The organism is Pseudomonas sp. R3.Fl (assembly GCF_023516765.1).
GTDB lineage: Bacteria > Pseudomonadota > Gammaproteobacteria > Pseudomonadales > Pseudomonadaceae > Pseudomonas > Pseudomonas citronellolis.
In genome coordinates, this window is sequence record NZ_JAMGSO010000001.1 from 755,084 (window position 1) to 780,385 (window position 25,302).

Sequence of the window (25,302 nt, forward strand, 5' to 3'; positions counted from 1 at the left end):
GTCACTCCTGGCGGGGCGTCTTGGGTTCGCGGGGCAGGCCGAGGGCGCGCTCGGCGATGAGGTTGCGCTGGATCTCGTTGCTGCCGCCGTAGAGGGTGTCCGAGCGGCTGAACAGGAACAGGCCCTGCAGGTGGTTCAGCGCGTAGGGCGCGGCGTCGAGGATTTCCGCCTCGGCGCCGAGCACGTCCATGGCCAGCTTGCCCAGGCGCGCGTGCCAGTCGGCCCAGCACAGCTTGTAGATCAGCGCCTCGCGGCGCAGGCTGCCGTCCTGGGCGCCGGAGAGCATGCGCAGCGAGTTGTAGCGCAGCACCTTGAGCCCGCCCCAGGCCTCGGCCAGGCGCTGGCGCAGCAGCGGGTCGCGGGCGGCGCCATTGGCGCGGGCGATGCGGATGATCTCGTCCAGTTCATTCTGGAACTGCATCTGCTGGCCCAGGGTGGATACCCCGCGCTCGAAGCCCAGCAGCGCCATGGCGATCTTCCAGCCCTCGCCCGGCGCGCCGAGCAGGTTGTCGGCGGCGGTCTCGGCGTCGTCGAAGAACACCTCGTTGAACTCCGAGGTGCCGGTCAGCTGCTCGATGGGTCTCACCGTGATGCCCGCCTGGCGCATGGGCACCAGCAGGAAGGCCAGGCCCTGGTGGCCGACGCTGCCCGGCTCGCAGCGGGCGATGACGAAGCACCAGTCGGATTCGTGGGCCAGGGAGGTCCAGACCTTCTGTCCGTTGATCTTCCAGACGTTGCGTGCGGCGTCGAAGGTGGCGCGGGTTTTCACCGCCGCCAGGTCCGAGCCGGCGCCCGGTTCGGAGTAGCCCTGGCACCAGAACTCGCGGCCGCTGACGATGCCCGGCAGCAGGCGGCGCTTCTGTTCGTCGCTGCCGAAGGCGGCGATGGTCGGCCCGGCCAGGCCTTCGCCGATGTGGCCCATGCGCCCGGGGCCGCCGGCGCGGGCGTATTCCTCGTGGAAGATCACCTGCTGGTTGATCGACAGGCCGCGCCCGCCGTGCTCCTGCGCCCAGCCGACGCAGGTCCAGCCGCCCTCGGCGAGCTTGCGCTCCCAGGCCTTGCGCTCCTCGGGGAAGGAGTGCTCGTCACCGGGGCCGCCACGGAAGCGCAGCGGCTCGAATTCACCGCGCAGGTTGTCCGCCAGCCAGGCGGCCACTTCGGCGCGGAAGGCTTCGTCGGCGGCGTCGAATCCGATCTTCATGGGCGTTCCTCCAGGATGGCCGCGGCGATGCGTTCGCGGTGCCAGGCCGGGCTGCCGAACAGGCCCTCGCCGGCGCGGGCGCGCTTGAAATACAGGTGCGGGTCGTACTCCCAGGTGAAGCCGACGCCGCCGTGCAGCTGGATGGATTCGGCGGCGCAGTGGAAGAAGGCTTCCGAGGCGTGGGACTTGGCCACCGCGGCGGCCAGGGGCAGTTCGGCGGCGAGGCCGGCATCGCCCTCCTCCAGCGCCTCCTGGGCCACGCAGGCGGCGTAGTAGAGCGCCGAGCGGGCGCATTCCACCTGCAGCATCATGTCCGCCATGCGGTGCTTGAGCGCCTGGAAGCTGCCCACCGGGCGGCCGAACTGGCGGCGCTCCTGGGTATAGGCGACAGTGAGATCGAGGGCCTGCTGGGCGCCGCCGACCTGCTCGGCGGCCAGGGCCACGGCGGCCAGTTGCAGGACTTTCTCCAGCTTCGGCCAGGCGCCGCCGGCCTCGCCCAGCAGGGCGTCGGCGGGCAGGTACAGGCCGTTCAGTTCGATTTCCGCCAGTTGGCGGGTCTGGTCCAGTGTCGGCAAGGCGCGGCGTTGCAGGCCGGTGCTGGCGGCGGGCACGGCGAACAGGCTGACGCCCTCCTCGCCCTGGCTGCCCGGTCGGCGTGCGGGAATCAGCAGCAGGTCGGCGCTGTGGCCGTCGAGCACCGGGCGCAGGCGGCCGTCGAGGACGAAGCCGTCGCCTTCGGCACGCGCCTGCACCTGCACGGCACCGGCCACGGGCGCGCCTTCGGCGCCCAGGGCCAGGGTGGCGCCCAGGCTGCCTTCGGCCAGGCCCGGCAGCCAGCGCGCCTGTTGTTGCGGGTTGCCGAGCACGCGCAAGGCGCACACGGCCAGGGTGCTGGCGAAGAACGGTAGCGGCGCCAGGCGCCGGCCCAGTTGTTCCTGGACGATGGCCAGCTCGACGAAGCCCAGCCCCAGGCCGCCATGGGCCTCGGGCACCAGCAGGGCCTGCCAGCCGAGTTCGTCGCGAACGCGCTGCCAGAGCGCCAGGTCATGCCCGCCGGCGGCCATGGCCGCGCGCACGGCGCTGGAGGGTGAAGCATCGGCGAGGAAGCTCTCCGCGCTGTCGCGGATCATCTGCTGCTCGTCGGTGAAGGCGAATTCCATGGGAAGCGGCCCTGTCGGTTCGGATGGCCGCAGTCTGGCGGGAGTCGGTGCGAGGGGAATCGTCCGAATGGACGTGGGCAGGAAAAGCCAGGGAACAACGGTACCTGTAGGAGCGAGCTTGCTCGCGAACCGGCCTCGCAGCGGGGCTGTTCGCGAGCAAGCTCGCTCCTACGAAAAGCGGCAGCGGCGTCGGAGTCAGGCGCCGTAGACCTTCTGGGGCGGGGTGGCGCAGTCGATCAGGGCGTCGACCGCCTCGCCGATTTCTTCCGGCAGCCAGCGCGCGCCCTTGTCGCGTTCCGGGCCGCGGCGCCAGCCGTCGGCGATGGAGAGCTTGCCGCCTTCCACTTCGAACAGCCTGCCGCTGACGTGCTGCGAGGCTTCGCTGACCAGCCAGGCCACCAGCGGCGCGACGTTCTCCGGGGCGAAGTGGTCGAAGCCTTCCTCCGGCTTTTTCATCACCTCGGCGAACACCTGCTCGGTCATGCCGGTGCGCGCTGCCGGGGCCAGGGCGTTGGCGGTGATGCCGTAGCGCGCCAGCTCCGCTGCCTGGACCAGGGTCAGGGCGGCGATGCCGCCCTTGGCCGCCGAGTAGTTGGACTGGCCGATGCTGCCCTGCAAGCCGGCGCCGGAGCTGGTGTTGATCAGGCGGGCCTGGACCTTGGCGCCCTGCTTGACCTGCTCGCGCCAGTGGCGCACGGCGTGGCTGGCGATGCAGAAGTGGCCTTTGAGGTGCACGTTCATCACCGCGTCCCAGTCGGCCTCGGTGAGGCTGGCGAACATGCGGTCGCGGCAGATGCCGGCGTTGTTCACCACCGCGTGCAGGTCGCCGAAGGCGGCGATGGCGGCCTGGACGATCTCGCCGGCCTCGGCGTAGTCGGTGATGTCGTGGCAGTCGCCGATGGCGTTGCCGCCCTGGTCGCGGATCAGCGCTACCACGCCGGCTACGGCTTCGCGGTTGATGTCGTTGACCACGACGTTGGCGCCTTCGGCGGCCAGGGCCAGGGCGTAGGCGCGGCCGAGGCCGCCTCCGGCGCCGGTGATGATGACGGTGCGGGACTTGCAGAGGGGCATGGGGTGTACTCCTGGTGTTCCTGAGGTGGGCGTGGCGGCGGCACCCTCTCCCCAGCCCTCTCCCTGAAGGGAGAGGGGGCCGTCCGTGCAGCGGGCCGGCACGGTACCCGGCCCTCTGCCCGTGCTTCCGGGGAGTGAGGCTGAAGCGCGCTACAGCCGTTCGATAATGGTCACGTTGGCCTGGCCGCCGCCTTCGCACATGGTCTGCAGGCCGTAACGGCCGCCGCTGCGTTCCAGTTCGTGGAGCAGCGTGGTCATCAGCCTGGCGCCGGTGGCGCCCAGGGGGTGGCCGAGGGCGATGGCGCCGCCGTTGACGTTGGTGCGTTCGTGGGGGTAGCCGGTCTCGCGCAGCCAGGCCAGGACCACCGAGGCGAAGGCCTCGTTGATCTCCACCCGGTCGATGTCGTCCAGGCGCATGCCGGCCTTCTTCAGCGCGTATTCGGTGGCCGGGATGGGCGCGGTGAGCATCCACACGGGGTCGTCGGCGCGCACGCTGAGGTGGTGGATGCGCGCCCGCGGCGTCAGGCCGTAGCGCTTGAGGGCGCGTTCGGAAACGATCAGCAGCGCGCTGGCAGCGTCGCAGGTCTGGCTCGACACCCCGGCGGTGACACGGTCGCAGCCGAACAGGCTTTCCAGCTCGGCCATCTTCGCCAGGCTGGTGTGGCGCGGCGTCTCGTCGTGCTGCACACCGGCCAGTGGGACTATCTCGCGGGCGAAGCGGCCTGCCTCGATGGCGCGAAGCGCGCGCTGGTGCGACTCCAGCGCGTAGGCTTCCAGCGCCTCGCGCCCGAGGCCCCATTTCTCGGCGATCATCTGCGCCGAGCGGAACTGGCTCGGCGGCGTGGCGCCGTAGCGCTTCACCCAGCCCTCGGAGCCGCTGAAGGGGTCGCCGAAGCCCAGCGGCTCGGCGGCGGTCATGGCCGAGGAAATCGGAATCTGCGTCATGGTCTGCACGCCGCCGGCCACCACCACGTCCTGGGTGCCGCTCATCACCGCCTGGGCGGCGAAGTGCACGGCCTGCTGCGAGGAACCGCACTGGCGGTCCACGGTGGTGCCCGGTACGCCCTGGTCGAGGCCGGCGGCCAGCCAGCAGGTGCGGGCGATGTCGCCGGCCAGCGGGCCGATGGTGTCGACGCAGCCGAAGATGACGTCGTCGTAGTCCGCGTCGGGGATGCCGTTGCGCTGCACCAGTTCGCGCAGCACGTGGGCGCCCAGGTCGGCGGCATGGATGTGCGCCAGGCCGCCCTTGCGCTTGCCGGTGGGCGTGCGCAGGGCGTCGACTATGTAGGCTTCTGCCATTTCGCTCTCCTCAGCGGCCGAAGGTGTGGCCGGCGCCGGCCTGGACAGCGCCGGCGAACAGCGCCTGGCACAGCCGCGCCTTGTGCAGGCTGCGGTCGCCCCAGACCTTGTCCAGGGCCCAGGCGCGCTTCATGTACAGCTGCAGGTCGACCTCCCAGGTGTAACCCATGGCGCCGTGTACCTGGATGGCGTTCTTCGCCGCCAGCTGCGAGGCCTCGGCACAGGCCAGGCGCGCCTGGGACACGTGCAGCGCGGCCAGCCGGTGGCCCTCGGCGAGGGACTGCGCGGCGCGGTACAGCGGGCCCTTGGCGAACTCGATGAGCACCGCGACATTGGCCATCAGGTGCTTGACCGCCTGGAAGCTACCGATCGGCTTGCCGAACTGCTTGCGCTCGAAGCTATAGTCCACCGCCAGGTCGACCATGCGCCGCGCCAGGCCCAGCTGCTGCGCGGCGCAGGCCAGGGCGCCGCGCTCGAAGGCCGCGCTCCACAAGGCGTGGGCCTGCTCGCCACGGGCGACGCAGGTGGCGGCGGATGGCGTCCAGGCCACGGCGAACAGGCGCCGCGCCGGGTCCAGCACCGCGTTGCCGGTGAGTTGCACGGCCTCACGCGGCACGGCGTGTACTTCATCATGGCTGCCGAGGATCAACAGATCGGCGACGTGGGCATCGGCCACCAGCAGGTTGTCCGGGTGCCCCACCGCCAGGCGCGCGCGGCCTTCGGCGATGCGCCCCAGCCAGTCGGCCTTCAGCGCCTCGTGCTCGTCGCCCAGGGCGGCCAGCAGCGGCGCGCCGACCAGCACGGTGTCCAGCAGCGGTTCGGCCAACGCCGCGTAGCCGCACTCCTGGGCCGGCAGGACCCAGTCGGTTTCGTCCAGGCCCAGGCCGCCGTAGGCCTCGGGCAGGTTGAGGGCGGTCAGGCCCAGCCCGGCCAGTTGCGCCCAGAGTTCGTCGCTGCGCCCGCTGTCGCCGGCCCACAGCTCGCGCTGGCGCTCGGGGGGCACCTGGTTGGTGAGGAAGGCGCGCACGCTGTCGTGGAAGCGCAGCTGGTCGTCGTTGAAGGTGAAGTCCATGGCCATGCTCCTCAGGCGCGGGGCATGCCGAGCATGCGTTCGGCGATGATGTTGCGCTGGATTTCGTTGGTGCCGGCGTAGATCGGCCCGGCCAGGGAAAACAGGAAGCCATCCAGCCAGCGCCCCACCTCGCCCGCGGCGGGCGCGCCGGGCAGCAGTTCGGCGCGGGCGCCGAGGATGCTCAGGGCGGTGTCGTGCATGCGCTGGTCCAGCTCCGACCAGAAGATCTTGTTGGTCGAGGATTCCGCGCCGATGCGCCCGCCCTGCTGCAGGCGCGAGGCGGTCATGTAGGTGCTCAGGGTGTAGGCCTCGGCGTCGAGCCAGGCGCGCATCACCGCCTCGCCGATGGCCGGGTCGCGGTCGGCCGCCTCGCGGTTGTCCAGGTACAGCTGCAGCAGGCGCCGCGCGGTTTCCTGGAAGCGCGCCGGCGAGCGCAGCATCAGCCCGCGCTCGAAGCCGGCGGTGGACATCGCCACGTGCCAGCCCTGGCCTTCGCCGCCCAGCACGTTCTCCACCGGCACCCGCACGTCGTCGAAGAAGATTTCGGCGAAGCCCGGCAGGCCGTCGAGTTGGGCGATGGGGCGGATGGTGATGCCGGGGCTGTCCAGCGGCACCAGGATGAAGGTCAGGCCGTGGTGGCGGCTGGAAGCCGGGTCGGTGCGGAACAGGCCGAACAGCCAGTCGGCCCAGACCGCGCGGGTGGACCAGGTCTTCTGGCCGTTGATGACGAAGTGCTCGCCGTCGCGCTCGGCGCGCGATCGGATGGCCGCCATGTCGGAGCCGGCGCCCGGTTCCGACCAGCCCTGGGCCCAGACGTCCTCGCCGCGCGCCATGCGCGGCAGGAAGCGGGCCTTCTGCGCCTCGCTGCCGAACTCCATCAGCGTCGGGCCGAGCAGGAAGATACCGTTCTGGTTGACCCGCCCGGGCGCGCCGGCGCGGTAGTACTCTTCCTCGAAGATCAGCCACTGGATCAGGTCGCAGCCGCGCCCGCCGTAGGCTTCCGGCCAGGTGACCATGCCCCAGTGGCCGTCGTGCAGGCGTGCCTCCCATTCGCGGTGCAGGCGGAAGCCTTCCTCGGTGTCGTAGGAGGGCAAGGGGCGCTTCGGCACGTTGGCCGCGAGCCAGCTGCGGACCTCTTCGCGGAAGGCCTGTTGTTGTGGGTTGTAGTTCAGGTCCATGGGCTGTCGCCTGCGGTCAGTTGAATTGCGCTTCGCGCTTTTCCACGAAGGAGTCGCGCGCTTCCTGGGAGTCCAGCGAGCGGTAGGCCTCGAGGGTGAAGCCCTGCTCCCAGCGGTACTTGTCTTCGAGGTTGCCGTCCTCGATGCCGGTCAGCGCTTCCTTGGCCAGGGCGATCATCCGCGGGCTCTTGGCGGCGATCCTGCGCGCCACCTCCAGCGCCGCCTCGCGCAGTTTCTCGCGCGGCACCACGCGCTCCACCGCGCCCAGGCGGTAGGCCTCGTAGGCGTCGATGGGCTCGCCGGTGAAGTACATGTGGCGCACCTTCTGCACCGGGAACAGGCGCTGCAGGTGGGCGCCGCCGCCCATGGCGCCGCGGTCCACCTCGGGCACGCCGAAGGTCGCGCATTCGCTGGCGATGACTATGTCCGCCGCGCCGCACAGGCCGATGCCGCCGCCGAGGACGAAGCCGTGCACGGCGGCGATCACCGGCTTGGGATTGCGGTGCACGGCCTTGAAGCTGTCGTAGTTGCCCTTGTTCACCGCCACGATCAGGTTGCCGTCGGCGGCCAGTTCCTTGATGTCGACGCCGGCGCAGAAGCCGCGGCCCTCGGCGCGGATGACGATGACCCGCACCGCGTCGTCGCGGCCCAGGCGTTCCAGCGCCTCGGCGATGGCCGCCCAGCCGGCGCAGTCGAAGGCGTTCACCGGCGGGCGGTCGAACACCAGCTCGGCGATGTGCTCGTGGATGTCAGCGCGAAACGGTGGCATGGCGGCTCTCCTGGGATGGTTGCGGGTCTACCCGGCGGGCCAGCTCGGCGAGCCGCGCCCCGGCCTGGGCGACGATGGTCTGGATGATCTCGGCGCACGGCGGGCGGCCGGCGAGCAACGCGGCGACCTGCCCGGCCGGCAGCACGCCGTCCTGCGGCTGGCCGTCGACCATGGCCTTCTGGATCACCATGGGCGCGTTGGCCGCCAGCAGCGCCTGGCTCAGGCTCAGTTCGCCGCGCTCGCGCAGGGCCTGGAGCATCTGCCCCCAGCCGATGCCGGACAGGCGCCGGTAGGCCAGCGCGCAGTGCAGCGCCAGGCGCAGGCGGCGCAGCGGGCCGGCGGCCTCCAGGGCGTCGAGCAGTTCGTTGCGGATCATCCGCTGCGGCAGGCCGTCGAGGGCGCGGCTGACGATCACCGCCGCCGGGTCCTTCACGCCCAGGTAGCGCGCCAGGGTGGCTTCGGGCACCGGGCTCTCGCGGCTCATCAGGAAGCGCGTGCCCATGGCCACGCCCTCGGCGCCCAGGGCCAGCGCGGCCACCAGGCCGGCGCCGTCGTGGAAGCCGCCGGCGGCCACCATCGGCACCTGCACGGCCTCGCGCACCTGGGCCAGCAGCAGCGAGGTCGGCACCGAGCCGGTGTGCCCGCCGCCCTCCCCACCCTGCACGGTGACGATGTCGGCGCCCAGCTCCACGGCCTTCTGCGCGTGCTTCAGGGCGCCCACGGTGGGCATGCAGACCACCCCGGCCTCCTTCAGCCGGGCGATCAGCTTCGGCCCCGGCGAGCGGCTGTAGCTGACCGCGCGCACGCCGTGGCGCAGCACCAGCTCGACGATCTCGCCGGCGTTGGGCTGGTACATGTGGAAGTTGACGCCGAACGGCTGGACGCTCAGCGCCTTGGTTTCGAGAATCGCCGCCTCCATGCGTTGCGGCTCGATGGTCGCCCCGGCGAGGAAGCCGAAGCCGCCGGCATTGCCGGTGGCCGCCACCAGGCGCGGGTCGGCTACCCAGCCCATGGCGGTCTGGATGATCGGGTAGCGGCAGCCGAGCAGGCGGCTGACGCGGGTGCTCAGGTCCGCGCTCATCGGCCGCCCTCCGCCGGCTCGCGCTGGGAGCTGGCCATGGCGCGGGCGTCGTAGCCGCCCAGGCGGTCGCCGGAGACCAGTTCGTTGTGGGCGTGGGCGAAGTGGTGCAGGCCGAACACCATGTCCATGGTGGCGCGCTTGCCCATCAGGTCCTCGGCGTTGTTCACCGCCTGCTTGGCAAGCTGCAGGCCCAGGCGCGGCATTTCGGCGATGCGCCGGGCCATGTCGAGGGTCACGTCCGGCAGCACGTCGCGCGGCACCACCTTGTTGACCATGCCCAGCTGCCAGGCGCGCTCGGCCGGCATGCGCTCGCCGAGGAAGAGGAATTCCTTGGCGATGCGCGGGTTCAGTTCATGCACGTGGGCGAAGTACTCCACCCCGGGGATGCCCATGCGCACCACCGGGTCGCGGAAGTAGGCATCGTCGCTGGCGACGATCAGGTCGCACACCCAGGCCAGCATCAGCCCGCCGGCGATGCAGGCGCCCTGCACCATGGCCACGGTCGGCTTGGGCATCTCGCGCCAGCGCCGGCACATGCCCAGGTACACCTCCTGCTCGCGGGCGTAGAGGAACTCGCCGCCGGGCTTGTTGACGTGGTCGTACCACAGGCTGGCGCGCTCGAAGCTCTGGTCGACGTCGCGCCCCGGGGTGCCGATGTCGTGGCCGGCGGAGAAGTGCTTGCCGGCCCCGCGCAGGACGATGACCTTGACCGCGTCGTCGTCGCAGGCGCGGCGGAAGGCCGCGTCCAGCGCGTAGGTCATCCGCGAGTTCTGCGCGTTGTGGTACTCGGGGCGGTTCATGGTGACCAGGGCCAGCGGGCCCTGCACCTCGTAGAGCACGACTTCCTCGTTCATGGCCGTGCTCCTGCGGCGCGGCGGTCGCCCGGCGGATCGTCCTTGAGCTGGCGGGCGCGCAGGTTGTGCGGATCGAGGCGGCGGATGAGTTCCAGCTGCTGCGCCGTGGGCGCTGCGGTGGTCGGAATCCGTGCCGGCAGCGCCAGGTCGAAGCCGGTGTTGTCCAGCACCTGGGCCAGCTCCACGCCGGGGTGCAGCGAGCGCACACGCATCTGCCGCTGCGGGCCCTGGAAGTCGAGCACGCAGAGGTCGGTGACGACCAGGCGGATGTCGATGTCGTCCAGCGACCAGCCGCGGGCCAGGCGCGCCGGGTTGTAGCCCACCGAGGCGACCATGTCGACCTCGCCCTCGACGAACACCCGGCGGCTGTGCGCCGGCACGAAGAAGGAGTTGGCGTGGCTGATGGAGTTGCCGGGGAAGCCGCGCACCCCGAGCATCTGCGCCTTGGGCCGGGCGTAGTCGCCGATGCAGGAGATGTTCGCCTGGCCGAAGCGGTCGACCTGCGTCGGCCCCACCAGCGCGTGGCGGCGCCCACCCCAGACGTTGTCGAAGATGCGCGAGAAGCCCATCCAGCTGTCGAACTTCGGCTGGTAGCCGTTGCGCGCGCCCAGCGGCACCGGCTCGCCGACCATGAAGGCCTCGGAGTCGGTCATCAGCAGGTCGCGGTTGCAGCTTTGCATGGCCAGGGAAGCGGCCAGCCGGGGGATCACCCCGATGCCGGTGGCGAGCACCTCGCCGTCGTCGCGCCAGCACTCGCTGGCGGTGCTGATCAGCAGTTCGGCGAGGCTGTAGGAAGCGTTTGCGTCAGTCATGGTTCGGCCTCGTCAGAACACCGGCAGGGGCAGCTTGCGGAGCGCGTCGAGCCCGCCGACCTTGTCCAGGTAGGCCGCCTCGCCGTCGCGGATGAATTCGTCGTAGTAGCGCTGCCAGCCGCCCTCCTCCTGGGCCGAGGCGTTGTAGCGCTGCAGGTGCGCCACGTCGAAGCCGTACAGCGGCGCGCAGGCGCTGGGGTGGGCGCCGCCGGGGATGTGCGCCACGCCGCGGGTGAGGTTGCGCTCCCAGAACACCTGGCGCGCGGCCTGCGGGTTGGCGTGGAAGTATTCGGGCTCGACCAGCTCGTCGCAGCTCACGTAGGTGTTGGCGGCGGCGCGGGCGAAGAGGTCGTCCATGTAGTGGTCCGGCCCCTCGATCTGGCAGACGCCGCGAGCATCGGCGCGGTCGACGTGGAGCAGCGCGGCGTCCAGCTTCAGCGCCGGCATGGCGACCCAGTCGCGGCCGTCGGCGTAGGGCGAGGCCACCAGTTTTATCTGCGGGTTGTGCGTCAGCACGTCGGTGCCCAGGCCCACCGCGGTGGGGATGAAGGGCACGTGCATGGCCGCGGCGCGCAGGCCCAGCAGCAGCATGCCTTCGTCGATCTCCATCACCTCCAGCTCGCCGGCCTGGCGCGCCTTGCGGAAGTAGGGCTCCAGCGGGATGAAGTCCAGCGAGACGAAGGCGAACACCAGCTTCCTGACCTTGCCGGCGGCGCAGAGCATGCCGACGTCGGCGCCGCCGTAGGCGACGATGGTGAGGTCCTTGAGGCCTGAGCGGAGAATCTCGCGGACCAGGGCCATGGGCTTGCGCCGCGGGCCCCAGCCGCCGATGCCGAGGGTCATGCCGTCGCGCAGCTGGGCGACCACCTCGGTGGCCGTCATGCGTTTGTCCATGCTGTGCTCCTTACTGCCGGCCGACGCTGAAATCGTGGCCCCAATGGCTGACCACGGTGCTTTCGAAGGGGGTGTGCGCCTGCCAGTCCACCTCCAGCCCGCCGTGGCCGTACTCGATGTCGAAGCCGCCGGGGCTGCGCATGTAGAACGACACCATCTGGTCGTTGGTGTGCTTGCCGAGGGTGGCCGACAGCTGCACGCCCTGGGCGTGCATGCGGTCCAGCGCGCGGCCGACGTCGTCGAGCGCGGCGGTTTCCAGCATCAGGTGCACGCAGCCGCTGGGGATCGGGCATTCGAAGATCGCCAGGGAATGGTGGCGGGCGTTGTTGCAGTGCATGAAGTGGATGCGCTTCTCCGGCTCCTGCGGGTCGGGGGTGAAGCGCACCTTCATCAGGTCGGAAAGGCCGAAGCCCAGCACCTGCTCGTAGAAGTCGCGGCAGCGCTCGAAGGCCGGCGCCGGCAGCACCACGTGGCCCATGCCCATGGCGCCGGTGACGAAGCCGCTGACGCCCACCGGCGAGACGAAGGGCCTGAAGTCCTGGCAGGGGCCCCAGAACAGCTCGTGGCGGTTGCCGTCGGGGTCGCGGAACAGAGCGACTTCCTGCACCTTGCGCAGCGCGCAGTCGGCGGCGCTGCCGCGCTCGACCTCCACGTCGGCGCGCTGCAGCTCGGCGATGGCCTGCTCGAAGGCGGCCTTGCCGGCCACTTCCCAGCCACTGGCGCCGTAGCCGTCGCGCCCATCGCGCAGCACCAGCACGCGGTAGTGGCGCTCGTCCATCTTCAGGTACAGCGCGCCCTCGGGGGCGGCGTCGTCCACCATCATGCCCAGCACCTGGCCGGCGTAGCTGCGCCAGCGCTCCAGGTCGCTGGCCAGGACGGTCACGTAGCCCAGTCCTCGGATATCCATGGGTGCTCTCCTCATCGTTGTCGCGGGCCCGCCGCAGGGGCCACTGGTGATGGGGATTCAAACAGCGCCGGGCAGGCCCAACATCGTCCGATGGGACTAGCGCGAAAGCGGCGCCCGGCGGGGCCTGCGCGCGCCCGTCCGGCGCAGCGCCGGACACACCGCGCAGGCCCCTGGCCATCTAGGCCGAACGGACGATTCGACGCCCCCGCGGCGCGTCCATGCTCGCCCGCAAACAACAACGAGCAGCCCCGAGGCGCCCATGAACGCAGCCACCTCCCCGGCCCGGGATCCGTTCGCCCGCGCCGGCATCAGCGCCGCCGCACTGAGCGAACTGCTCGACCTGGTCTACCGCGGCCCCCTGGAAAGCACGCCCTGGGCCAGCCTGCTGGAAGCCCTGCGCCAGCGCTGCGGCGCCAGCTTCGTCACCCTGGTGCTGCGCAACCCCGACCACCAGCGCCCGGGGCTGATCGTCAACGCCTCCGCGCACGGCCCGCACCTGCCCGGCGAGCCCTCCTACAGCGAGCACTACTACGCCATCTGCCCCTTCCTCGACTGGCCCGCCGGGCAGGTCGCCAGCGCTGACCGGGTGCTGGGCACGCCGCAGTGGCTGGGCCACGACTTCTACCGCCACTACCTGGCGCCGCTGGACCTGCGCTACGTGCTGGTGGCGCGGATGCTCAGCGCCGGCGGCATGCACTGCGCGCTGTTCGCCTGCCGCGACCACGCCGGCGAGGATTTCAGCGAGGCCGACCTGGCCCTGGTAGAACTGCTGCTGCCGCACCTGCAGCAGGCGGTGGACCTGCACTCCACGGTGGACCAGCTGGAATCCGAGCGACGCCTCTATGCCCTGACCATCGACCGCCTGCTGGTGGGCACCGCCATCCTCGACACCCACGGCCGCCTGCTGCGCTGCAACGGCGCCGCCCAGCGCCTGCTGGACAGCCGCGACGGCCTGGAATGCCGGCAGGAGCGCCTGCAGGCCTTCGCCCGCCAGGACAACCGCAACCTGCAGAGCGCCATCCAGACCGTGCTGCAGCGCCGCGAGCGCGACGACGAGGTGGAAGTCCTGGCCCTCACCCGCCCCAGCGGCGGCATGCCGCTGAACCTGCTGCTGCGGCCCATCGCCCTGCACCACGAAAGCCGCGGCGACGCCCGCCAACCGGCGGTGGCGGTGTTCATCCGCAACCCCGCCGACTCGCCCCAGGCCTCGCGCACCCTGCTGCGCAGCCTGTTCCAGCTGACCCGCAGCGAAACCGAAGTGGCCATGCAGATGATGGACGGCCTGACCCTCGACGAAACCGCCGACGCCCTGGGCGTGTCGCGCAACACCGTGCGCGCGCACCTGCGCGGGGTGTTCGCCAAGACCGGCGTGACGCGCCAGGCAGAGCTGGTGAAGACGCTGCTCAACAGCGTCGCCTCGCTGGCCTGAACGGGCGGTTCAAAAGATCGACAGGTCGTAGCCGGCGATCAGGCGCACCTCGTCCGCGTCCCGCGCCCGCCGCACCGCCAGTCAGAGGTCGCCGATCCGCGCCAGCTCGCGCTGCAGCCCGTCGCGCTCCAGGCTGGCGAAGGGCAAGGCGAAGAAGGCCCGGCAGCGTCGCTCGATGTGCGCCAGGGTGGCGCGGAAGGCGTCGTCCAGCTGCGCTTCGTCGCCCTGCGCCGTGGAAGGGTCCTCCAGGCCCCAGTGGGCTTTCAGCGCCGGGCCGAAGTACAGCGGGCAGGCTTCGCCCGCGGCCTTGTCGCAGACGGTGATGACGATGTCCGGCGGGTTGTCCGCGAAGGCGTCGTTGCCCTTGCTGCTCAGGCCTTCGGTGGCGATGCCGGCACGCTCCAGCGTCGCCAGGCTGCGCGGCAGCACCTGTCCGCCGGGAAAACTGCCGGCGCTCACCGCCTCGAAGCCTTCCGGGGCCAGGTGGTTGAACAGCGCTTCGGAAAGGATGCTGCGGCAGCTGTTGGCCGTGCACATGAACAGGACTCGCATGCAGAACTCCTCCGCTTCGTGGCGGACGTCAGAGGCTCAGGCGCAGCGCCAGGGCCGAGAGGGTGACGAGCAGGACCGGCAGGGTCAGCAGGATGCCGACCCTGAAGTAGTAGCCCCAGGTGATGCGGATGCCCCTGCGCGCCAGCACGTGCAGCCAGAGCAGCGTGGCCAGGCTGCCGATGGGGGTGATCTTCGGCCCCAGGTCGCAGCCGATGACGTTGGCGTAGATCATCGCCTCGCGGACCACGCCCTCGGCGGCGCTGGCCTGGATCGCCAGCGCGCCCACCAGCACGCTGGGCATGTTGTTCATCAGCGACGACAGCGCCGCCGACAGCAGGCCGGTGCCCAGGGCCGCGGCCCACACGCCCTGCCCCGCCAGGCCGTCCAGCAGGCGGGTGAGGAAGTCGGTGAGGCCGGCGTTCTTCAGGCCGTAGACCACCAGGTACATGCCCAGGGAGAACACCACCACCTGCCAGGGCGCCTCGCGCAGCACCCGCCGGGTGGAGATCACATGGCCGCGGGCGGCGACGGCGAAGAGCACCGCCGCGCACAGCGCCGCCACCGCGCTGACCGGGATGCCCAGCGGCTCCAGGGCGAACAGCCCGAGCAGCAGCGCCAGCAGCATCCAGGCACCGACCGCGAAGGTGGCCGGGTCGCGGATCGCCTCCCGCGGCGCCGGCAGTTGGTCCACGGCATAGCGCTGCGGCAGGTCGCGGCGGAAGAACAGGTACAGCGCCAGCAGCGTCGCGGCGACGCTGGCCAGGTTCACCGGCACCATCACCGCGGCGTACTCGGCGAAGCCCAGGCCGAAATAGTCGGCGGAAACGATGTTCACCAGGTTCGACACCACCAGCGGCAGGCTGGCGGTGTCGGCGATGAAGCCGGCGGCCATGACGAAGGCCAGGGTCGCCGCCGGCGAGAAGCGCAGCGCCAGCAGCATGGAGATGACGATGGGGGTGAGGATCAGCGCCGCCCCGTCGTTGGCGAACAGCGCGGAAACGGCGGCGCCCAGCAGCACGCAGAAGGCGAACAGGCGCCGGCCGCTGCCGCCCGCCCAGCGCGCCACGTGCAGCGCCGCCCAGGCGAAGAAGCCGGCCTCGTCCAGCAGCAGGCTGATGACGATGACCGCGATGAAGGTGGCGGTGGCGTTCCAGACGATGGCCCAGACGGTGGGGATGTCGTGCAGCGACACCACGCCCAGGGCCAGGGCGACCAGCGCGCCGGCGCTGGCGCTCCAGCCGACGCCCAGCCCCCTGGGCTGCCAGATGACGAGGACGAGGGTGAACAGGAAGACGGCAGCGGCGAGCAGCATCGAGGCGGGTTCCGGGAGGGGTTCAGCAGCAGTTGGCGCGCACGGGGCGGCCATCCATGTCGCGCAGGCGGGCGGCGCTTTCCTTCAGCCAGTCGGCGTTGGCCTGCAGGGTGACGCGCAGCACCTCATGGACCCAGGCGGGCAGCGCCGGGTTGAGGCGGTAGTACACCCACTGCCCCTGGCGGCGGTCGAGCAGCAGCCCGGCAGCGCGCAGCTGCGCCAGGTGGCGGCTGACCTTGGGCTGGCTGTCGCCCAGCGCGCACATCAGCTCGCAGACGCACAGCTCGCCCTGCTCGGCGATCAGCAGGGTGGCGCGGGCGCGGGTCTCGTCGGCCAGGCACTTGAAGACTTCGGGGGGCGCGATCATCGGGGGCACCAGAACATATGGAAATCCGAATATACGGATTTCCATATGTAAAAGACAACTCCGGGCGCGCCTTCAAACGCCCCCGGCGGTTGCCGCCGAGGGCACCCGCCGTGCGTCAGGCCAGCAGGTCCTCGTAGAAGGCCCCGTAGGGCTTGTGCGGGTGGGCGATCTGGATTTCCAGGATCCACAGCCCGCCGTTGGGGTGCTCGGCGTAGTCGCCCAGGTCGCCGGCGCGGTAGATGGCGTGGGGGAAGTCGCTGACGCGGTGGCCCTTGATGTCCAGGTTGAGCTTCCAGCCCAGCGCCTCGGCCTGGGCATGGGCGAAGTCGTACAGCGCCACGCCGCTGCAGCGGGTGTCGCGCCAGTGCGCCTCGACGCGCTGGAACAGCTCCCTGGCCGCCGCCGCGCAGGCCGCCATCTCGGCGTCGTCGCCGACCACGAAGGTGGCCCCGGCATCGCCTTCGTGGCCGCGCCAGACCACGCCCATGTCGATGAAGAAGATATCGTTCGCGCCCAGCACAGGGTCGCCGTCGGAGCGCTGCTTGAAGGTCTTCAGGGTGTTGGCGCCGAAGCGGATCAGCAGCGGGTGCCAGATGCGCTGCATGCCCAGCTCGGCCAGCACCTGCTTGCCGATGGCGGTGGCCTCGGACTCGCTCATCCCCGGGCGGATGGCCGCGGCGATGGCGTCCACGGCCTCCCAGGTGCGGGCCTGGGCGTATTTCATCAGTTCCGGCGCATAGTTCGCGCCCACGGCTTCCTTGGCGTACACGGCGGTATTCATTCGGGCAGTCTCTGCGGAGTCCTCGGGGTTTCGGCGTATAGAGTTCTACATAGCGATAGCCGAATGCAACTGTCGTCGCGGGTGCCGGATTTCCAGCCGATCGGAGATTGCCTGCAGGGACAGGCGCCTGTAGGGCGTATAACGCTCCGCGTTATACGCCGCTTGGCCGTGGCTCCGGGGCGCTTCGAATCCGGCCCCGGAGCGGACGGTGGGTCGTGGTGTGGCGGCGTACAACCGCGAACGGTTGTACGCCCTACGGTGCCATGGGTATCGCTCCGGCAGGTGGTTGGCGTCGCTGGGGGCTCCTGTAGGGCGTATAACGCTCCGCGTTATACGCCGATTGGCCGTGGCTCCGGGGCGCTTCGAGCCCGGCCCCGGAGCGGGCGGTGGGTCATGGTGCAGCGGCGTACAACCGCGAACGGTTGTACGCCCTACGGTGCCGTGGGGTATCGCTCCGGCAGGTGGTTGGCGTCGCTGGGGACTCCTGTAGGGCGTATAACGCTCCGCGTTATACGCCGATTGGCCGTGGCTCCGGGGCGCTTCGAGTCCGACCCTGGAGCGGGCGGTGGGTCGTGGTGTGGCGGCGTACAACCGCGAACGGTTGTACGCCCTACGGTGCCGTGGGGTATCGCTCCGGCAGGTGGTTGGCGTCGCTGGGGACTCCTGTAGGGCGTATAACGCTCCGCGTTATACGCCGATTGGCCGTGGCTCCGGGGCGCTTCGAGTCCGACCCTGGAGCGGGCGGTGGGTCGTGGTGTGGCGGCGTACAACCGCGAACGGTTGTACGCCCTACGGTGCCGTGGGGTATCGCTCCAGCAACTGGTTGGCGAGGTGTTCCAGGTGTTCGTCGTCGAGGTGGTTGATGCCGGCTGCGCGGGCCCGTCCGCCGCCGGTGGGGAAGTCCCGGCAGAAGGCGTCGGCCGGCAGTTCGGCGGCGGCCGGCACGCGCAGGCTGAACAGCCAGCCGCCGCCGGCCTTGGCGCTGAGCAGGCCGATGGCATGGCCCGGCGCACGGCTGGCCAGCTGGTTGGCCAGCACCCCGCTCACCCGCCGCGCCCAGGCCTCGCCCGGCAGGCGGTAGAGCAATGCGCCCGGGCCTTCGCGCCAGGGGCGCTGGCCTTGCGCCAGGGCCATGTCGGCGGCGTAGCCGGCGCGCAGGGTGGCGAAGCTCGCGCTGTGGCGCACGAAGTCCAGCGGCTCGGCGTAAGGCCGCAGTTCCTCGGCCAGGGCCAGGGGCTCGAAGTGCAGGTCGGCCAGGCTTTCGCCGTAGGCGTTGTAGTTGAGCAGCAGGCCCAGTTCCTCCAGTGCCGCCACCTCCTCCGCCGCCAGGCCGTGGCGCTGCGCCAGGGCCCGCGCCGGGCCGGCCAGGCCGTCGCCGAAGGCCGCGGCCACCGCCCAGCGGTGGTGGCGGCCCTGCAGGTGTCGGTCGACCAAGATGCTGGTGCAGACGTCGGCGGCGGTGTCGATGAAGGATTCGAAGGCCGGGTGCGCGGGCAGTTCGCCGGCGTGGTGGTGGTCGAAGTAGCGCACGCGGGCGCCGGCCTGCAGCAGGCGCAGGGTGGGCTCGCGGTTCTGCGCGAGGGAAATGTCCAGCACGGTGACGCGCTCGCCGGGGCCGGCCTGCACCCGCTGCAGCAGGGCGATGTCGCGCTTCACCCCGCTGACCAGGCGCGGCGCCGCGCCCAGCTCGCCGGCCAGGCGCAGTTGCTGCAGGGCGCAGAGGCCGTCGGCGTCGCCATTGAAGGCGCAATGTTCGAGCATGCCGGCGCCCTCAGGCCATCAGCTCGCCGCCATTGGCGTCGAGCTGCGCACCGTTGATCGCGCTGGCGTAGTCCGAGGCCAGGAACAGCGCGGCACGGGCGCATTCCTCGTCGCTGCGCATGCGCCCACCGGGGATGCCGGCGCTGAATTCGGCGCGCACCTGCTCTTCGCTCACGCCGCGCGCGGCGGCCGTCTGGCGCACCACCGCCTGCACCGGCTCGCCCCACATCCAGCCGCAGGCCAGGGCGTTGACGCGCAGGCCGTGCACCGCCTGCTCGCTGGCGAGGTAGCGCACGCTCGCCGCCAGCGCGCCCTTGGAGGCGGAATAGGCGGCGCCGCCCTGGTAGGGCTTGCGCACGCCCAGGGTGTTGATCATGACGATGGCCCCGGCGCGCTGCGCCTGCATCGGCGGCAGCACGGCGCGGGTCATGTTCAGCGAGCCGAGCAGGTTGACCTCCAGGGCTTCGCGCAGCGGCGCGTTGTCGCCCTCCTCCACGGCCTGGAAGCCGCCGTGGGAGAAGGCGCTGTTGATCAGCGCGTCGATGCGCCCGAAGCGCGCCAGCGTGGCCTGGGCGAAGGCCTTGCAGGCCTCGGCGTCGGTGATGTCGGTGGCCAGGCGCAGCACCTGGCAGTCCGGCGCCAGGGCCTGGATGCGTTCTTGCGCCTCGGCCAGCCGCGCCTCGCTGCGCGCGCCTATGGCCAGGGCGCGGGCGCCTTCGCGGGCGGCCTCCAGGGCCAGCTTGATGCCCAGCCCCGGGCCGATGCCCGAGACCATCACGACCTTGTCCTTGAGCAGCATGTTGTTTCTCCTGTGAGCTTTTGTGGGGGCGGATTCAGGCGCCGAGGTGGCGCGCGCGGTATTCGGCGTAGTCGCGGCGCAGGCGCTCGTCGTCGAGGCCGAAGCGCTGGGCGTCGTACTGGTGGCTGGCGCGCTTCTCGCGGCCGTTCTCCGCCAGCCAGCGGGCCATGGCCGCGCGGGTGGCCGGGGTGAGGTCGAGGCCGGCGAAGCGGTAGATGCGCTCGACCACGGCGAGCGGATCGCCGAGGGTGTCCTCGAAGCGCACGTCGAGGAAGCGCCCCGCCGGCATGCCCTCGCGCACCGCCAGGGTGTGGCGCAGGGCCCGCGCCATGCGGCTGTTCCACTGCTCGCCGACGGCGCGCGGGTCGGCCGCGTCGCTGTACAGCTGCCAGAGCGTATGGATGAAGCTGGCCAGCGACGGGATGGTCTTGCCCGGCTCGCGGTGGGTGAGCACCACCTGGGCGCGCGGGAACACCTCGAACAGCAGTTCCAGGGTGTGCAGGTGCTGCGGGCTCTTCAGCAGCCAGCGGCGGCCGGGGGCGATGCCGCGGCGGGCCTGCTGCCATTGCAGGAACTGCAGGCTGCGCTTGAGGTAGCGGTAGACCTGGGCCTGGTCCTGGCGGTCGAGCCAGGCGGTGTAGCCCGGCACGTTGACGTAGGAGTCCATGGCGCAGAGGAAGGAGTGCTCCATGAGCATGAATTCCTCGTCGGGCTGCTCGGCGTCCAGCGGGTGGATGGCCAACAGCTGCGGGAGGAACTCGACCATCCCCGCCACTTCCGCGCGGGCCCGCTCGATGCGCTGCGTCGGCCGCTCCACGGCCTCGCCGGGCAGCGGCGCCGGGTAGCGGGTTTCCCACCACTGCGCCTTGCTGAACTGCGCGTCCACCGCCAGGGTGCGCTGCAGCAGCGTGGTGCCGGTGCGCGGCAGGCCGACGATCACCAGCGGGTCGTCGATGGGCTGTTCGAGGATTTCCGGATGGCGCTTGCAGTAGTCCTCCAGCACCAGGCGGTTGACCAGTTGCGCCAGCAGCTTCTCGCGCAGCAGCACGCGGCCCTGCTCGGAAAGCCGGGCCTCGTCGCGCAGGGCCGCGGCCAGCACGTCCAGGGCCTCGTGGTAGTCGCCGGGGCCGAAATCATCGAGGCCGCCGGCGCGGGCGCTGGCCTCGGCCAGCAGGCAATGGGCGGAGAAGTCGTTCATGGCGCCAGTTCCTTCAGGTCGGTGAGCTTGACCACGCGGGTGCCCGGGTGCACCGGGCGCTGCGCGCCGACCCAGCGCAGGCAGAGGGTGCCGTGGGGGTGGCCGGCGGTTTCCAGCCAGTTGGGCAGGCCCGGGTCGCGGGCGCTGAGCACCAGGCGCACGCCGCCGTTGGCGTCCAGCTGCGCCGAGTGCTTGTTCAGGCAGATGCGGTGGTAGCGGTAGTCCAGCGACTCCATCCAGTAGTTGTTGATCTGCAGGTTCCAGAAGTCGCACTCGGGCACCTGCTCCACCTCGATCAGCAACGCCTCGTCCTCGGCCAGCGCCCAGTACGAGTGGTAGTAGAAGATGTTCGGGTCGCCGCCCACCGCCTGGCACAGCGCCTGGTCCGCCGGCGGCAGCCGGTTGGCGTGGGCCTGGTAGCCCTGGGCCCAGTCGGCGAACAGCCGCGCGGTGTTCTCGACGAAGCCGGCGGCGCGCTGCAGGCCCTGCTGCAGGCGCTGCGGGTCCAGCGGCTGCGGCGCGGAACCGGCGTCCAGGCGCTCGATGCGCAGCTGCGCCGGCTGCTCGCTGGCGCGGTCGAGGAAGGTCTGGCGGACGATCAGCGCGTTGCTTTCCGGCTCCAGGCGCAGCCAGTTGCCGCTGGCCGGCGGCTGCTGGGAAAGGATCAGCTCGAAGCGGCCGTCGGCGTCCAGCTGCAGTTGCCCGGCGTCGATGAAGCCGGTCTGGATCATCCTGCCGTCGGTCTCGTAGCCGCCCTTCTGGGTGCCGAAGCTGAGGTAGGCGACACTGCCGCGGGTGCCGCTGACGCGGTAGCGCTGCGCACCGTTGAGACGGGCGTAGCGGTACAGGTTGTCCGGGTTGTCGGCGCCGATCTTGGCGGTCTCGTGGGACGGGGTGATGAAGCCGGGGAAGTCGGCGTCGGCGAACTCCAGGTGCATTTCCAGGGCGATGCGCAGCAGGCGCGTCAGGTAGCGGAAGCCTTCGGCGCGGGTCTGCGCGTCGGCCGGGGCCTCGGCGCGCAGTATCTGCTCGCCGCTGCGGCGCAGTTGCTCGCAGAAGCGCGTCCAGCTTTCGCCGCTGACAACCTCCTGCTCGATGGGGTCGGTGGGCATGTCGGTCTCCTCCAGTGGGCCTGGGCAGACCTTAGGGAGGAGCCGGCGGCGGATTCTTCGTCCGCTCGGACGAGGAGCGCGCCGGCGAATGCGCCGAGCATCGGGGCGAGCGCGCCGCGCGGTGCGGCACACGCACCTGGAGCACACCCCATGAGTACGCAGAAGAACCTGGTCCGCTCGCTGACCGTGGACATCGCAGCGCCGGCCGAACTGGTCTGGTCGGTGCTGGTCGACCTGCCCCGCTACCCGCAGTGGAACCCCTACACCGTCAAGGTCGAGTCGAGCCTGCGCCTGGGCGAGCCGGTGAACCTGTTCCTGCCCGATCCTTCCCGCCCCGGCGAGCTGCTGCACGTGGTCGAGCAGCTCGCCAGTTTCGAGCCGCCGTACCTGCTGGCCTGGGAGATGCACGCCAGCGCCGGCAACCCGGACGCCGCGCGTCGCGAGCAGCTCATCGAGAAGACCGGCCCGCAGAGCTGCCGCTACCACACCACCGACCAGTTCCTCGGCGCCACCGCCGATGCGGTCATGGCCAACCACGGCGCCTGGGTCAAGCAGGGCTTCGACGCCGTGGCCCTGGCGCTGAAGGCCCACGCCGAGGCGCTGCACGGGGCGGAGGGCTGAAACGGGCCGTCGCGGTTTTTTCGTCTGCTCGGACGAAGAAGCCGCGACGGCGCATTACCTACCGTGGCGCCACGCCGGAGAGAAGTCCGGCCGAACACGAGGAGGTAACCGATGTTGACTCATCTGCAATGGCTGGAAGCGGAAAGCATCCAGATCATCCGCGAAGTGGTGGCCGAGTGCGAAAACCCGGTGATGCTCTACTCCATCGGCAAGGACAGCGCGGTGATGCTGCACCTGGCGATGAAGGCCTTCGCCCCGAGCAAGCCGCCCTTCCCCCTGCTGCACGTGGACACCACCTGGAAGTTCCGCGAGATGATCGCCTTCCGCGATGCGACCGCTCGGCGCCTGGGCCTGGAGCTGCTGGTGCACGTGAACCCGGAAGGCCTGGCGCGCGGCATCAACCCGTTCGACCACGGCTCGGCGCTGCACACCGACGTGTGGAAGACCCAGGGCCTGAAGCAGGCGCTGGATAAGTACGGCTTCGACGCGGCCTTCGGCGGCGCGCGGCGCGACGAGGAGAAGTCGCGGGCCAAGGAGCGGGTGTTCTCGATCCGCTCCGAGCAGCACCGCTGGGACCCCAAGCAGCAGCGCCCGGAACTCTGGCGCCTGTACAACACGCGCAAGCGCAAGGGCGAGAGCCTGCGGGTGTTCCCGCTGTCGAACTGGACCGAGCTGGACATCTGGCAATACATCTACCTGGAACAGATCCCCATCGTGCCGCTGTACTTCGCCGCCGAGCGCCCGGTGGTGCGCCGCGACGGCACCCTGATCATGGTCGACGACCCGCGCCTGCCGCTGCGCGCCGGGGAAACCCCGGAGCTGCGCAAGGTGCGCTTCCGCACCCTGGGCTGCTACCCGCTGACCGGCGCCATCGACAGCGACGCCGACGACCTGCCGGCGATCATCCGCGAGATGCTCGTCAGCCGCACCTCCGAACGCCAGGGCCGGCTGATCGACAGCGACTCGGCCGGCTCCATGGAGAAGAAGAAACAAGAGGGGTACTTCTGATGAACGCCATTCCCGCGGCCCTGGGCGACGACCTGCGCCCCTACCTGGAACAACAACAGCACAAGCAGCTGCTGCGCTTCATCACCTGCGGCAGCGTCGACGACGGCAAGAGCACGCTGATCGGCCGCCTGCTCTACGAGTCCAAGGTGCTGTTCGAGGACCAGCTCGGCCAGCTGGAGGTCGACTCGAAGAAGCTCGGCACCCAGGGCGAGGCACTGGACTTCGCCCTGCTGGTGGACGGCCTGGCCGCCGAGCGCGAACAGGGCATCACCATCGACGTGGCCTACCGCTTCTTCGCCACCGACAAGCGCAAGTTCATCGTCGCCGACACCCCCGGCCACGAGCAGTACACCCGCAACATGGTCACCGGCGCCTCCACCGCCGACCTCGCGGTGATCCTGGTCGACGCCCGCCAGGGCCTGCTGGTGCAGACGCGCCGGCACAGCTACCTGGTGTCGCTGCTGGGCATCCGCAAGGTGGTGCTGGCGGTGAACAAGCTGGACCTGATGGGCTACTCCCAGGAAGTGTTCGAGCGCATCGAGCGCGACTACCGCGCCTTCGCCGCACAGATCGGCCTGGGCGACATCCAGTGCATCCCGCTCTCGGCGCTGTGCGGCGACAACATGCTCGAACCCAGCCCGAACACGCCCTGGTACCAGGGCCCGAGCCTGCTGCAGCACCTGGAAAGCGTGCCCCTGGAGGAGTCGCGGCAGAGCAGCGCAGCCTTCCGCCTGCCGGTGCAGTGGGTAAACCGGCCGAACCTGGACTTCCGCGGCTACAGCGGCAACATCGCCGCCGGCAGCATCCGCGTCGGCGAGCGCATCCGCGCCCTGCCCTCGGGCAAGACCAGCGTGGTCAGCGGCATCCTCGGCGCCGCCGGCGAGCAGCAAGAGGCGGTCTGCGGCCAGGCGGTGACCCTCACCCTGGAAGACGAGATCGACATCAGCCGCGGCGACCTCATCGCCCTGGCCGACGCCCCGCCGGAGGTGGCCGACCAGTTCGAGGCCACCCTGGTGTGGATGGACGAGGACGCCCTGCTGCCCGGCCGCCCCTACCTGATGAAGATCGGCACCCGCACCCTGGGCATGAGCTGCACCGCCCTCAAGCACCGGGTCGACGTGAACAGCCTGGAACACCTGGCCGCGCGCACCCTGGAGCTGAACGAGATCGGCGTGTGCAACCTCGACCTGGACCGCCCCATCGCCTTCGATGCCTACGCCGACAACCGCGACACCGGCGGCTTCATCGTCATCGACCGGCTGAGCAACCGCACGGTGGGCGCCGGCATGCTGCACTTCGCCCTGCGCCGCGCGCAGAACGTGCACTGGCAGGCCATCGACGTGAACCGCGACGCGCATGCCGCACTGAAGGGCCAGGCGCCGCGGGTGCTGTGGTTCACCGGGCTGTCCGGGGCCGGCAAGTCGACCATCGCCAACCTGGTGGAACGCCGGCTGCACGCCCTGGGAAGGCACACCTACCTGCTCGACGGCGACAACGTGCGCCACGGCCTGAACCGCGACCTGGGCTTCACCGAGGCCGACCGGGTGGAGAACATCCGCCGGGTGGCGGAGGTGGCGAAGCTGATGCTCGATGCCGGGCTGATCACCCTGGTCTCGTTCATCTCGCCGTTCCGCGCCGAACGCGACATGGCCCGGGCGCTGGCCGGCGAAGGCAATTTCCTGGAGATCTTCGTCGATGCGCCGCTAAGCCTGGCGGAGCAGCGCGACCCCAAGGGGCTGTACCAGAAGGCCCGACGCGGGGAGCTGAAGAACTTCACGGGGATCGACTCGCCCTACGAGGCGCCGGAGGCGCCGGATATCCATGTCGATACGCGGGTCGAGTCGGCGGAAGCGGCGGCGGAGCGGATAGTGGAGGTGTTGCTGAGGGGGTAGGTTTGGTGGGATGCCGAGGCCCGCTCCCCTGCCCGGGGAGCGGGCCTTTGTTTTTCGTAGGAGCGAGCTTGCTCGCGAATGGTGTGTGCCTGGGGCTTTGGGGTTGGGCTTTGGAGCGCCCTCACCCTTCAGGGCGGGGCGCGCAGCCGAGGGCTGGGGAGAGGGGGCTCTC

At 70.8% G+C, this 25,302-nt stretch carries 24 protein-coding genes; 4 read left to right on the plus strand and 20 right to left on the minus strand.

Going from position 1 to position 25,302, the window contains the following annotated elements:
- Window position 1 precedes the first annotated feature (1 nt).
- The 12 genes from M8R19_RS03115 to M8R19_RS03170 all read right to left on the minus strand — a co-directional run bounded on the left by M8R19_RS03115 (window position 2) and on the right by M8R19_RS03170 (window position 12,298).
- The gene (locus M8R19_RS03115) at window positions 2-1,201 is read right to left on the minus strand and encodes an acyl-CoA dehydrogenase family protein (protein WP_249916981.1); all 1,200 of its coding nucleotides are present in this window, start codon (window positions 1,199-1,201) and stop codon (window positions 2-4) included.
- Entirely contained in the window at window positions 1,198-2,361 is a 1,164-nt protein-coding gene (locus M8R19_RS03120; protein ID WP_249916982.1) for an acyl-CoA dehydrogenase family protein, read from the minus strand. Before M8R19_RS03120 ends, M8R19_RS03115 begins: the two co-directional genes overlap by 4 nt.
- A 195-nt stretch (window positions 2,362-2,556) precedes the next feature.
- Window positions 2,557-3,432 carry an SDR family oxidoreductase gene (locus M8R19_RS03125; protein ID WP_249916983.1) on the minus strand — a complete coding sequence of 292 codons (876 nt, stop codon included), beginning with the start codon at window positions 3,430-3,432 and terminating at the stop codon, window positions 2,557-2,559.
- A 150-nt stretch (window positions 3,433-3,582) separates the two neighbouring features.
- Complete coding sequence (locus M8R19_RS03130; RefSeq protein WP_249916984.1) at window positions 3,583-4,731, minus strand: acetyl-CoA C-acetyltransferase; 1,149 nt, start codon at window positions 4,729-4,731, stop codon at window positions 3,583-3,585.
- Between the two features lie 10 nt (window positions 4,732-4,741).
- Entirely contained in the window at window positions 4,742-5,803 is a 1,062-nt protein-coding gene (locus tag M8R19_RS03135; RefSeq protein ID WP_249916985.1) for an acyl-CoA dehydrogenase family protein, read from the minus strand.
- An 11-nt stretch (window positions 5,804-5,814) separates the two neighbouring features.
- Entirely contained in the window at window positions 5,815-6,981 is a 1,167-nt protein-coding gene (locus M8R19_RS03140; protein ID WP_249916986.1) for an acyl-CoA dehydrogenase, read from the minus strand.
- A gap of 16 nt (window positions 6,982-6,997) precedes the next feature.
- Entirely contained in the window at window positions 6,998-7,750 is a 753-nt protein-coding gene (locus M8R19_RS03145; RefSeq protein WP_249916987.1) for an enoyl-CoA hydratase family protein, read from the minus strand.
- Window positions 7,731-8,831 carry an NAD(P)H-dependent flavin oxidoreductase gene (locus M8R19_RS03150; protein WP_249916988.1) on the minus strand — a complete coding sequence of 367 codons (1,101 nt, stop codon included), beginning with the start codon at window positions 8,829-8,831 and terminating at the stop codon, window positions 7,731-7,733. Before M8R19_RS03150 ends, M8R19_RS03145 begins: the two co-directional genes overlap by 20 nt.
- Complete coding sequence (locus M8R19_RS03155) at window positions 8,828-9,685, minus strand: enoyl-CoA hydratase (protein WP_074981675.1); 858 nt, start codon at window positions 9,683-9,685, stop codon at window positions 8,828-8,830. The genes M8R19_RS03150 and M8R19_RS03155 overlap by 4 nt, the downstream gene beginning before the upstream one ends.
- Window positions 9,682-10,497, minus strand: coding sequence for a CoA-transferase subunit beta (locus M8R19_RS03160; protein ID WP_249916989.1), 816 nt, complete (start codon window positions 10,495-10,497; stop codon window positions 9,682-9,684). The genes M8R19_RS03155 and M8R19_RS03160 overlap by 4 nt, the downstream gene beginning before the upstream one ends.
- Before the next feature lie 12 nt (window positions 10,498-10,509).
- Window positions 10,510-11,391, minus strand: a complete 882-nt coding sequence (locus tag M8R19_RS03165) for a CoA transferase subunit A (RefSeq protein ID WP_074981672.1) — start codon at window positions 11,389-11,391, stop codon at window positions 10,510-10,512.
- Window positions 11,392-11,401: 10 nt separating this feature from the next.
- A complete protein-coding gene (locus tag M8R19_RS03170; RefSeq protein ID WP_249916990.1) occupies window positions 11,402-12,298 on the minus strand; it encodes a VOC family protein in 897 nt (298 codons plus the stop codon).
- A 259-nt stretch (window positions 12,299-12,557) separates the two neighbouring features.
- Between M8R19_RS03170 and M8R19_RS03175 the strand changes: the two genes are divergently transcribed.
- Window positions 12,558-13,727: a helix-turn-helix transcriptional regulator gene (locus M8R19_RS03175; protein WP_074981668.1), complete on the plus strand. Its 1,170-nt coding sequence runs from the start codon at window positions 12,558-12,560 to the stop codon at window positions 13,725-13,727.
- An 81-nt stretch (window positions 13,728-13,808) separates the two neighbouring features.
- On the opposite strand, the gene M8R19_RS03180 is transcribed toward M8R19_RS03175, so the two are convergent.
- The 8 genes from M8R19_RS03180 to M8R19_RS03215 all read right to left on the minus strand — a co-directional run bounded on the left by M8R19_RS03180 (window position 13,809) and on the right by M8R19_RS03215 (window position 21,609).
- Window positions 13,809-14,279, minus strand: a complete 471-nt coding sequence (locus M8R19_RS03180; protein ID WP_069866039.1) for an arsenate reductase ArsC — start codon at window positions 14,277-14,279, stop codon at window positions 13,809-13,811.
- Window positions 14,280-14,307: 28 nt separating this feature from the next.
- Window positions 14,308-15,591: an arsenic transporter gene (locus M8R19_RS03185; protein WP_249916991.1), complete on the minus strand. Its 1,284-nt coding sequence runs from the start codon at window positions 15,589-15,591 to the stop codon at window positions 14,308-14,310.
- Window positions 15,592-15,613: 22 nt separating this feature from the next.
- On the minus strand, window positions 15,614-15,958 hold the full coding sequence (locus tag M8R19_RS03190; protein WP_116425027.1) for a metalloregulator ArsR/SmtB family transcription factor: 345 nt from the start codon (window positions 15,956-15,958) through the stop codon (window positions 15,614-15,616).
- A gap of 115 nt (window positions 15,959-16,073) precedes the next feature.
- Window positions 16,074-16,739 carry a M24 family metallopeptidase gene (locus tag M8R19_RS03195; protein ID WP_116425026.1) on the minus strand — a complete coding sequence of 222 codons (666 nt, stop codon included), beginning with the start codon at window positions 16,737-16,739 and terminating at the stop codon, window positions 16,074-16,076.
- Between the two features lie 789 nt (window positions 16,740-17,528).
- The gene (locus tag M8R19_RS03200) at window positions 17,529-18,500 is read right to left on the minus strand and encodes an acetyltransferase (protein WP_249916992.1); all 972 of its coding nucleotides are present in this window, start codon (window positions 18,498-18,500) and stop codon (window positions 17,529-17,531) included.
- A 10-nt stretch (window positions 18,501-18,510) separates the two neighbouring features.
- Window positions 18,511-19,299, minus strand: a complete 789-nt coding sequence (locus M8R19_RS03205) for an SDR family oxidoreductase (RefSeq protein ID WP_074981661.1) — start codon at window positions 19,297-19,299, stop codon at window positions 18,511-18,513.
- Window positions 19,300-19,333: 34 nt separating this feature from the next.
- On the minus strand, window positions 19,334-20,497 hold the full coding sequence (locus M8R19_RS03210; protein ID WP_249916993.1) for a sulfotransferase family protein: 1,164 nt from the start codon (window positions 20,495-20,497) through the stop codon (window positions 19,334-19,336).
- Entirely contained in the window at window positions 20,494-21,609 is a 1,116-nt protein-coding gene (locus M8R19_RS03215; RefSeq protein WP_249916994.1) for a DUF1214 domain-containing protein, read from the minus strand. Before M8R19_RS03215 ends, M8R19_RS03210 begins: the two co-directional genes overlap by 4 nt.
- 150 nt (window positions 21,610-21,759) lie before the next feature.
- Between M8R19_RS03215 and M8R19_RS03220 the strand changes: the two genes are divergently transcribed.
- The 3 genes from M8R19_RS03220 (at window position 21,760) to cysN (ending at window position 25,130) form a co-directional block, all read left to right on the plus strand.
- Complete coding sequence (locus M8R19_RS03220) at window positions 21,760-22,230, plus strand: SRPBCC domain-containing protein (protein WP_249916995.1); 471 nt, start codon at window positions 21,760-21,762, stop codon at window positions 22,228-22,230.
- A 111-nt stretch (window positions 22,231-22,341) separates the two neighbouring features.
- On the plus strand, window positions 22,342-23,238 hold the full coding sequence (cysD, locus tag M8R19_RS03225) for a sulfate adenylyltransferase subunit CysD (protein WP_249916996.1): 897 nt from the start codon (window positions 22,342-22,344) through the stop codon (window positions 23,236-23,238).
- Window positions 23,238-25,130 (plus strand): sulfate adenylyltransferase subunit CysN, encoded by a 1,893-nt coding sequence (gene cysN, locus M8R19_RS03230; RefSeq protein ID WP_249916997.1) that lies wholly within the window; start codon window positions 23,238-23,240, stop codon window positions 25,128-25,130. The genes cysD and cysN overlap by 1 nt, the downstream gene beginning before the upstream one ends.
- The last annotated feature ends 172 nt before the right edge of the window (window positions 25,131-25,302 follow it).

Coding starts and splice junctions, on each gene's coding strand:
- M8R19_RS03115 (WP_249916981.1), bottom strand. CDS start 1,201: ATGAAGATCGGATTCGACGCCGCCGACGAAGCCTTCCGCGCCGAAGTG.
- M8R19_RS03120 (WP_249916982.1), bottom strand. CDS start 2,361: ATGGAATTCGCCTTCACCGACGAGCAGCAGATGATCCGCGACAGCGCG.
- M8R19_RS03125 (WP_249916983.1), bottom strand. CDS start 3,432: ATGCCCCTCTGCAAGTCCCGCACCGTCATCATCACCGGCGCCGGAGGC.
- M8R19_RS03130 (WP_249916984.1), bottom strand. CDS start 4,731: ATGGCAGAAGCCTACATAGTCGACGCCCTGCGCACGCCCACCGGCAAG.
- M8R19_RS03135 (WP_249916985.1), bottom strand. CDS start 5,803: ATGGACTTCACCTTCAACGACGACCAGCTGCGCTTCCACGACAGCGTG.
- M8R19_RS03140 (WP_249916986.1), bottom strand. CDS start 6,981: ATGGACCTGAACTACAACCCACAACAACAGGCCTTCCGCGAAGAGGTC.
- M8R19_RS03145 (WP_249916987.1), bottom strand. CDS start 7,750: ATGCCACCGTTTCGCGCTGACATCCACGAGCACATCGCCGAGCTGGTG.
- M8R19_RS03150 (WP_249916988.1), bottom strand. CDS start 8,831: ATGAGCGCGGACCTGAGCACCCGCGTCAGCCGCCTGCTCGGCTGCCGC.
- M8R19_RS03155 (WP_074981675.1), bottom strand. CDS start 9,685: ATGAACGAGGAAGTCGTGCTCTACGAGGTGCAGGGCCCGCTGGCCCTG.
- M8R19_RS03160 (WP_249916989.1), bottom strand. CDS start 10,497: ATGACTGACGCAAACGCTTCCTACAGCCTCGCCGAACTGCTGATCAGC.
- M8R19_RS03165 (WP_074981672.1), bottom strand. CDS start 11,391: ATGGACAAACGCATGACGGCCACCGAGGTGGTCGCCCAGCTGCGCGAC.
- M8R19_RS03170 (WP_249916990.1), bottom strand. CDS start 12,298: ATGGATATCCGAGGACTGGGCTACGTGACCGTCCTGGCCAGCGACCTG.
- M8R19_RS03175 (WP_074981668.1), top strand. CDS start 12,558: ATGAACGCAGCCACCTCCCCGGCCCGGGATCCGTTCGCCCGCGCCGGC.
- M8R19_RS03180 (WP_069866039.1), bottom strand. CDS start 14,279: ATGCGAGTCCTGTTCATGTGCACGGCCAACAGCTGCCGCAGCATCCTT.
- M8R19_RS03185 (WP_249916991.1), bottom strand. CDS start 15,591: ATGCTGCTCGCCGCTGCCGTCTTCCTGTTCACCCTCGTCCTCGTCATC.
- M8R19_RS03190 (WP_116425027.1), bottom strand. CDS start 15,958: ATGATCGCGCCCCCCGAAGTCTTCAAGTGCCTGGCCGACGAGACCCGC.
- M8R19_RS03195 (WP_116425026.1), bottom strand. CDS start 16,739: ATGAATACCGCCGTGTACGCCAAGGAAGCCGTGGGCGCGAACTATGCG.
- M8R19_RS03200 (WP_249916992.1), bottom strand. CDS start 18,500: ATGCTCGAACATTGCGCCTTCAATGGCGACGCCGACGGCCTCTGCGCC.
- M8R19_RS03205 (WP_074981661.1), bottom strand. CDS start 19,299: ATGCTGCTCAAGGACAAGGTCGTGATGGTCTCGGGCATCGGCCCGGGG.
- M8R19_RS03210 (WP_249916993.1), bottom strand. CDS start 20,497: ATGAACGACTTCTCCGCCCATTGCCTGCTGGCCGAGGCCAGCGCCCGC.
- M8R19_RS03215 (WP_249916994.1), bottom strand. CDS start 21,609: ATGCCCACCGACCCCATCGAGCAGGAGGTTGTCAGCGGCGAAAGCTGG.
- M8R19_RS03220 (WP_249916995.1), top strand. CDS start 21,760: ATGAGTACGCAGAAGAACCTGGTCCGCTCGCTGACCGTGGACATCGCA.
- cysD (WP_249916996.1), top strand. CDS start 22,342: ATGTTGACTCATCTGCAATGGCTGGAAGCGGAAAGCATCCAGATCATC.
- cysN (WP_249916997.1), top strand. CDS start 23,238: ATGAACGCCATTCCCGCGGCCCTGGGCGACGACCTGCGCCCCTACCTG.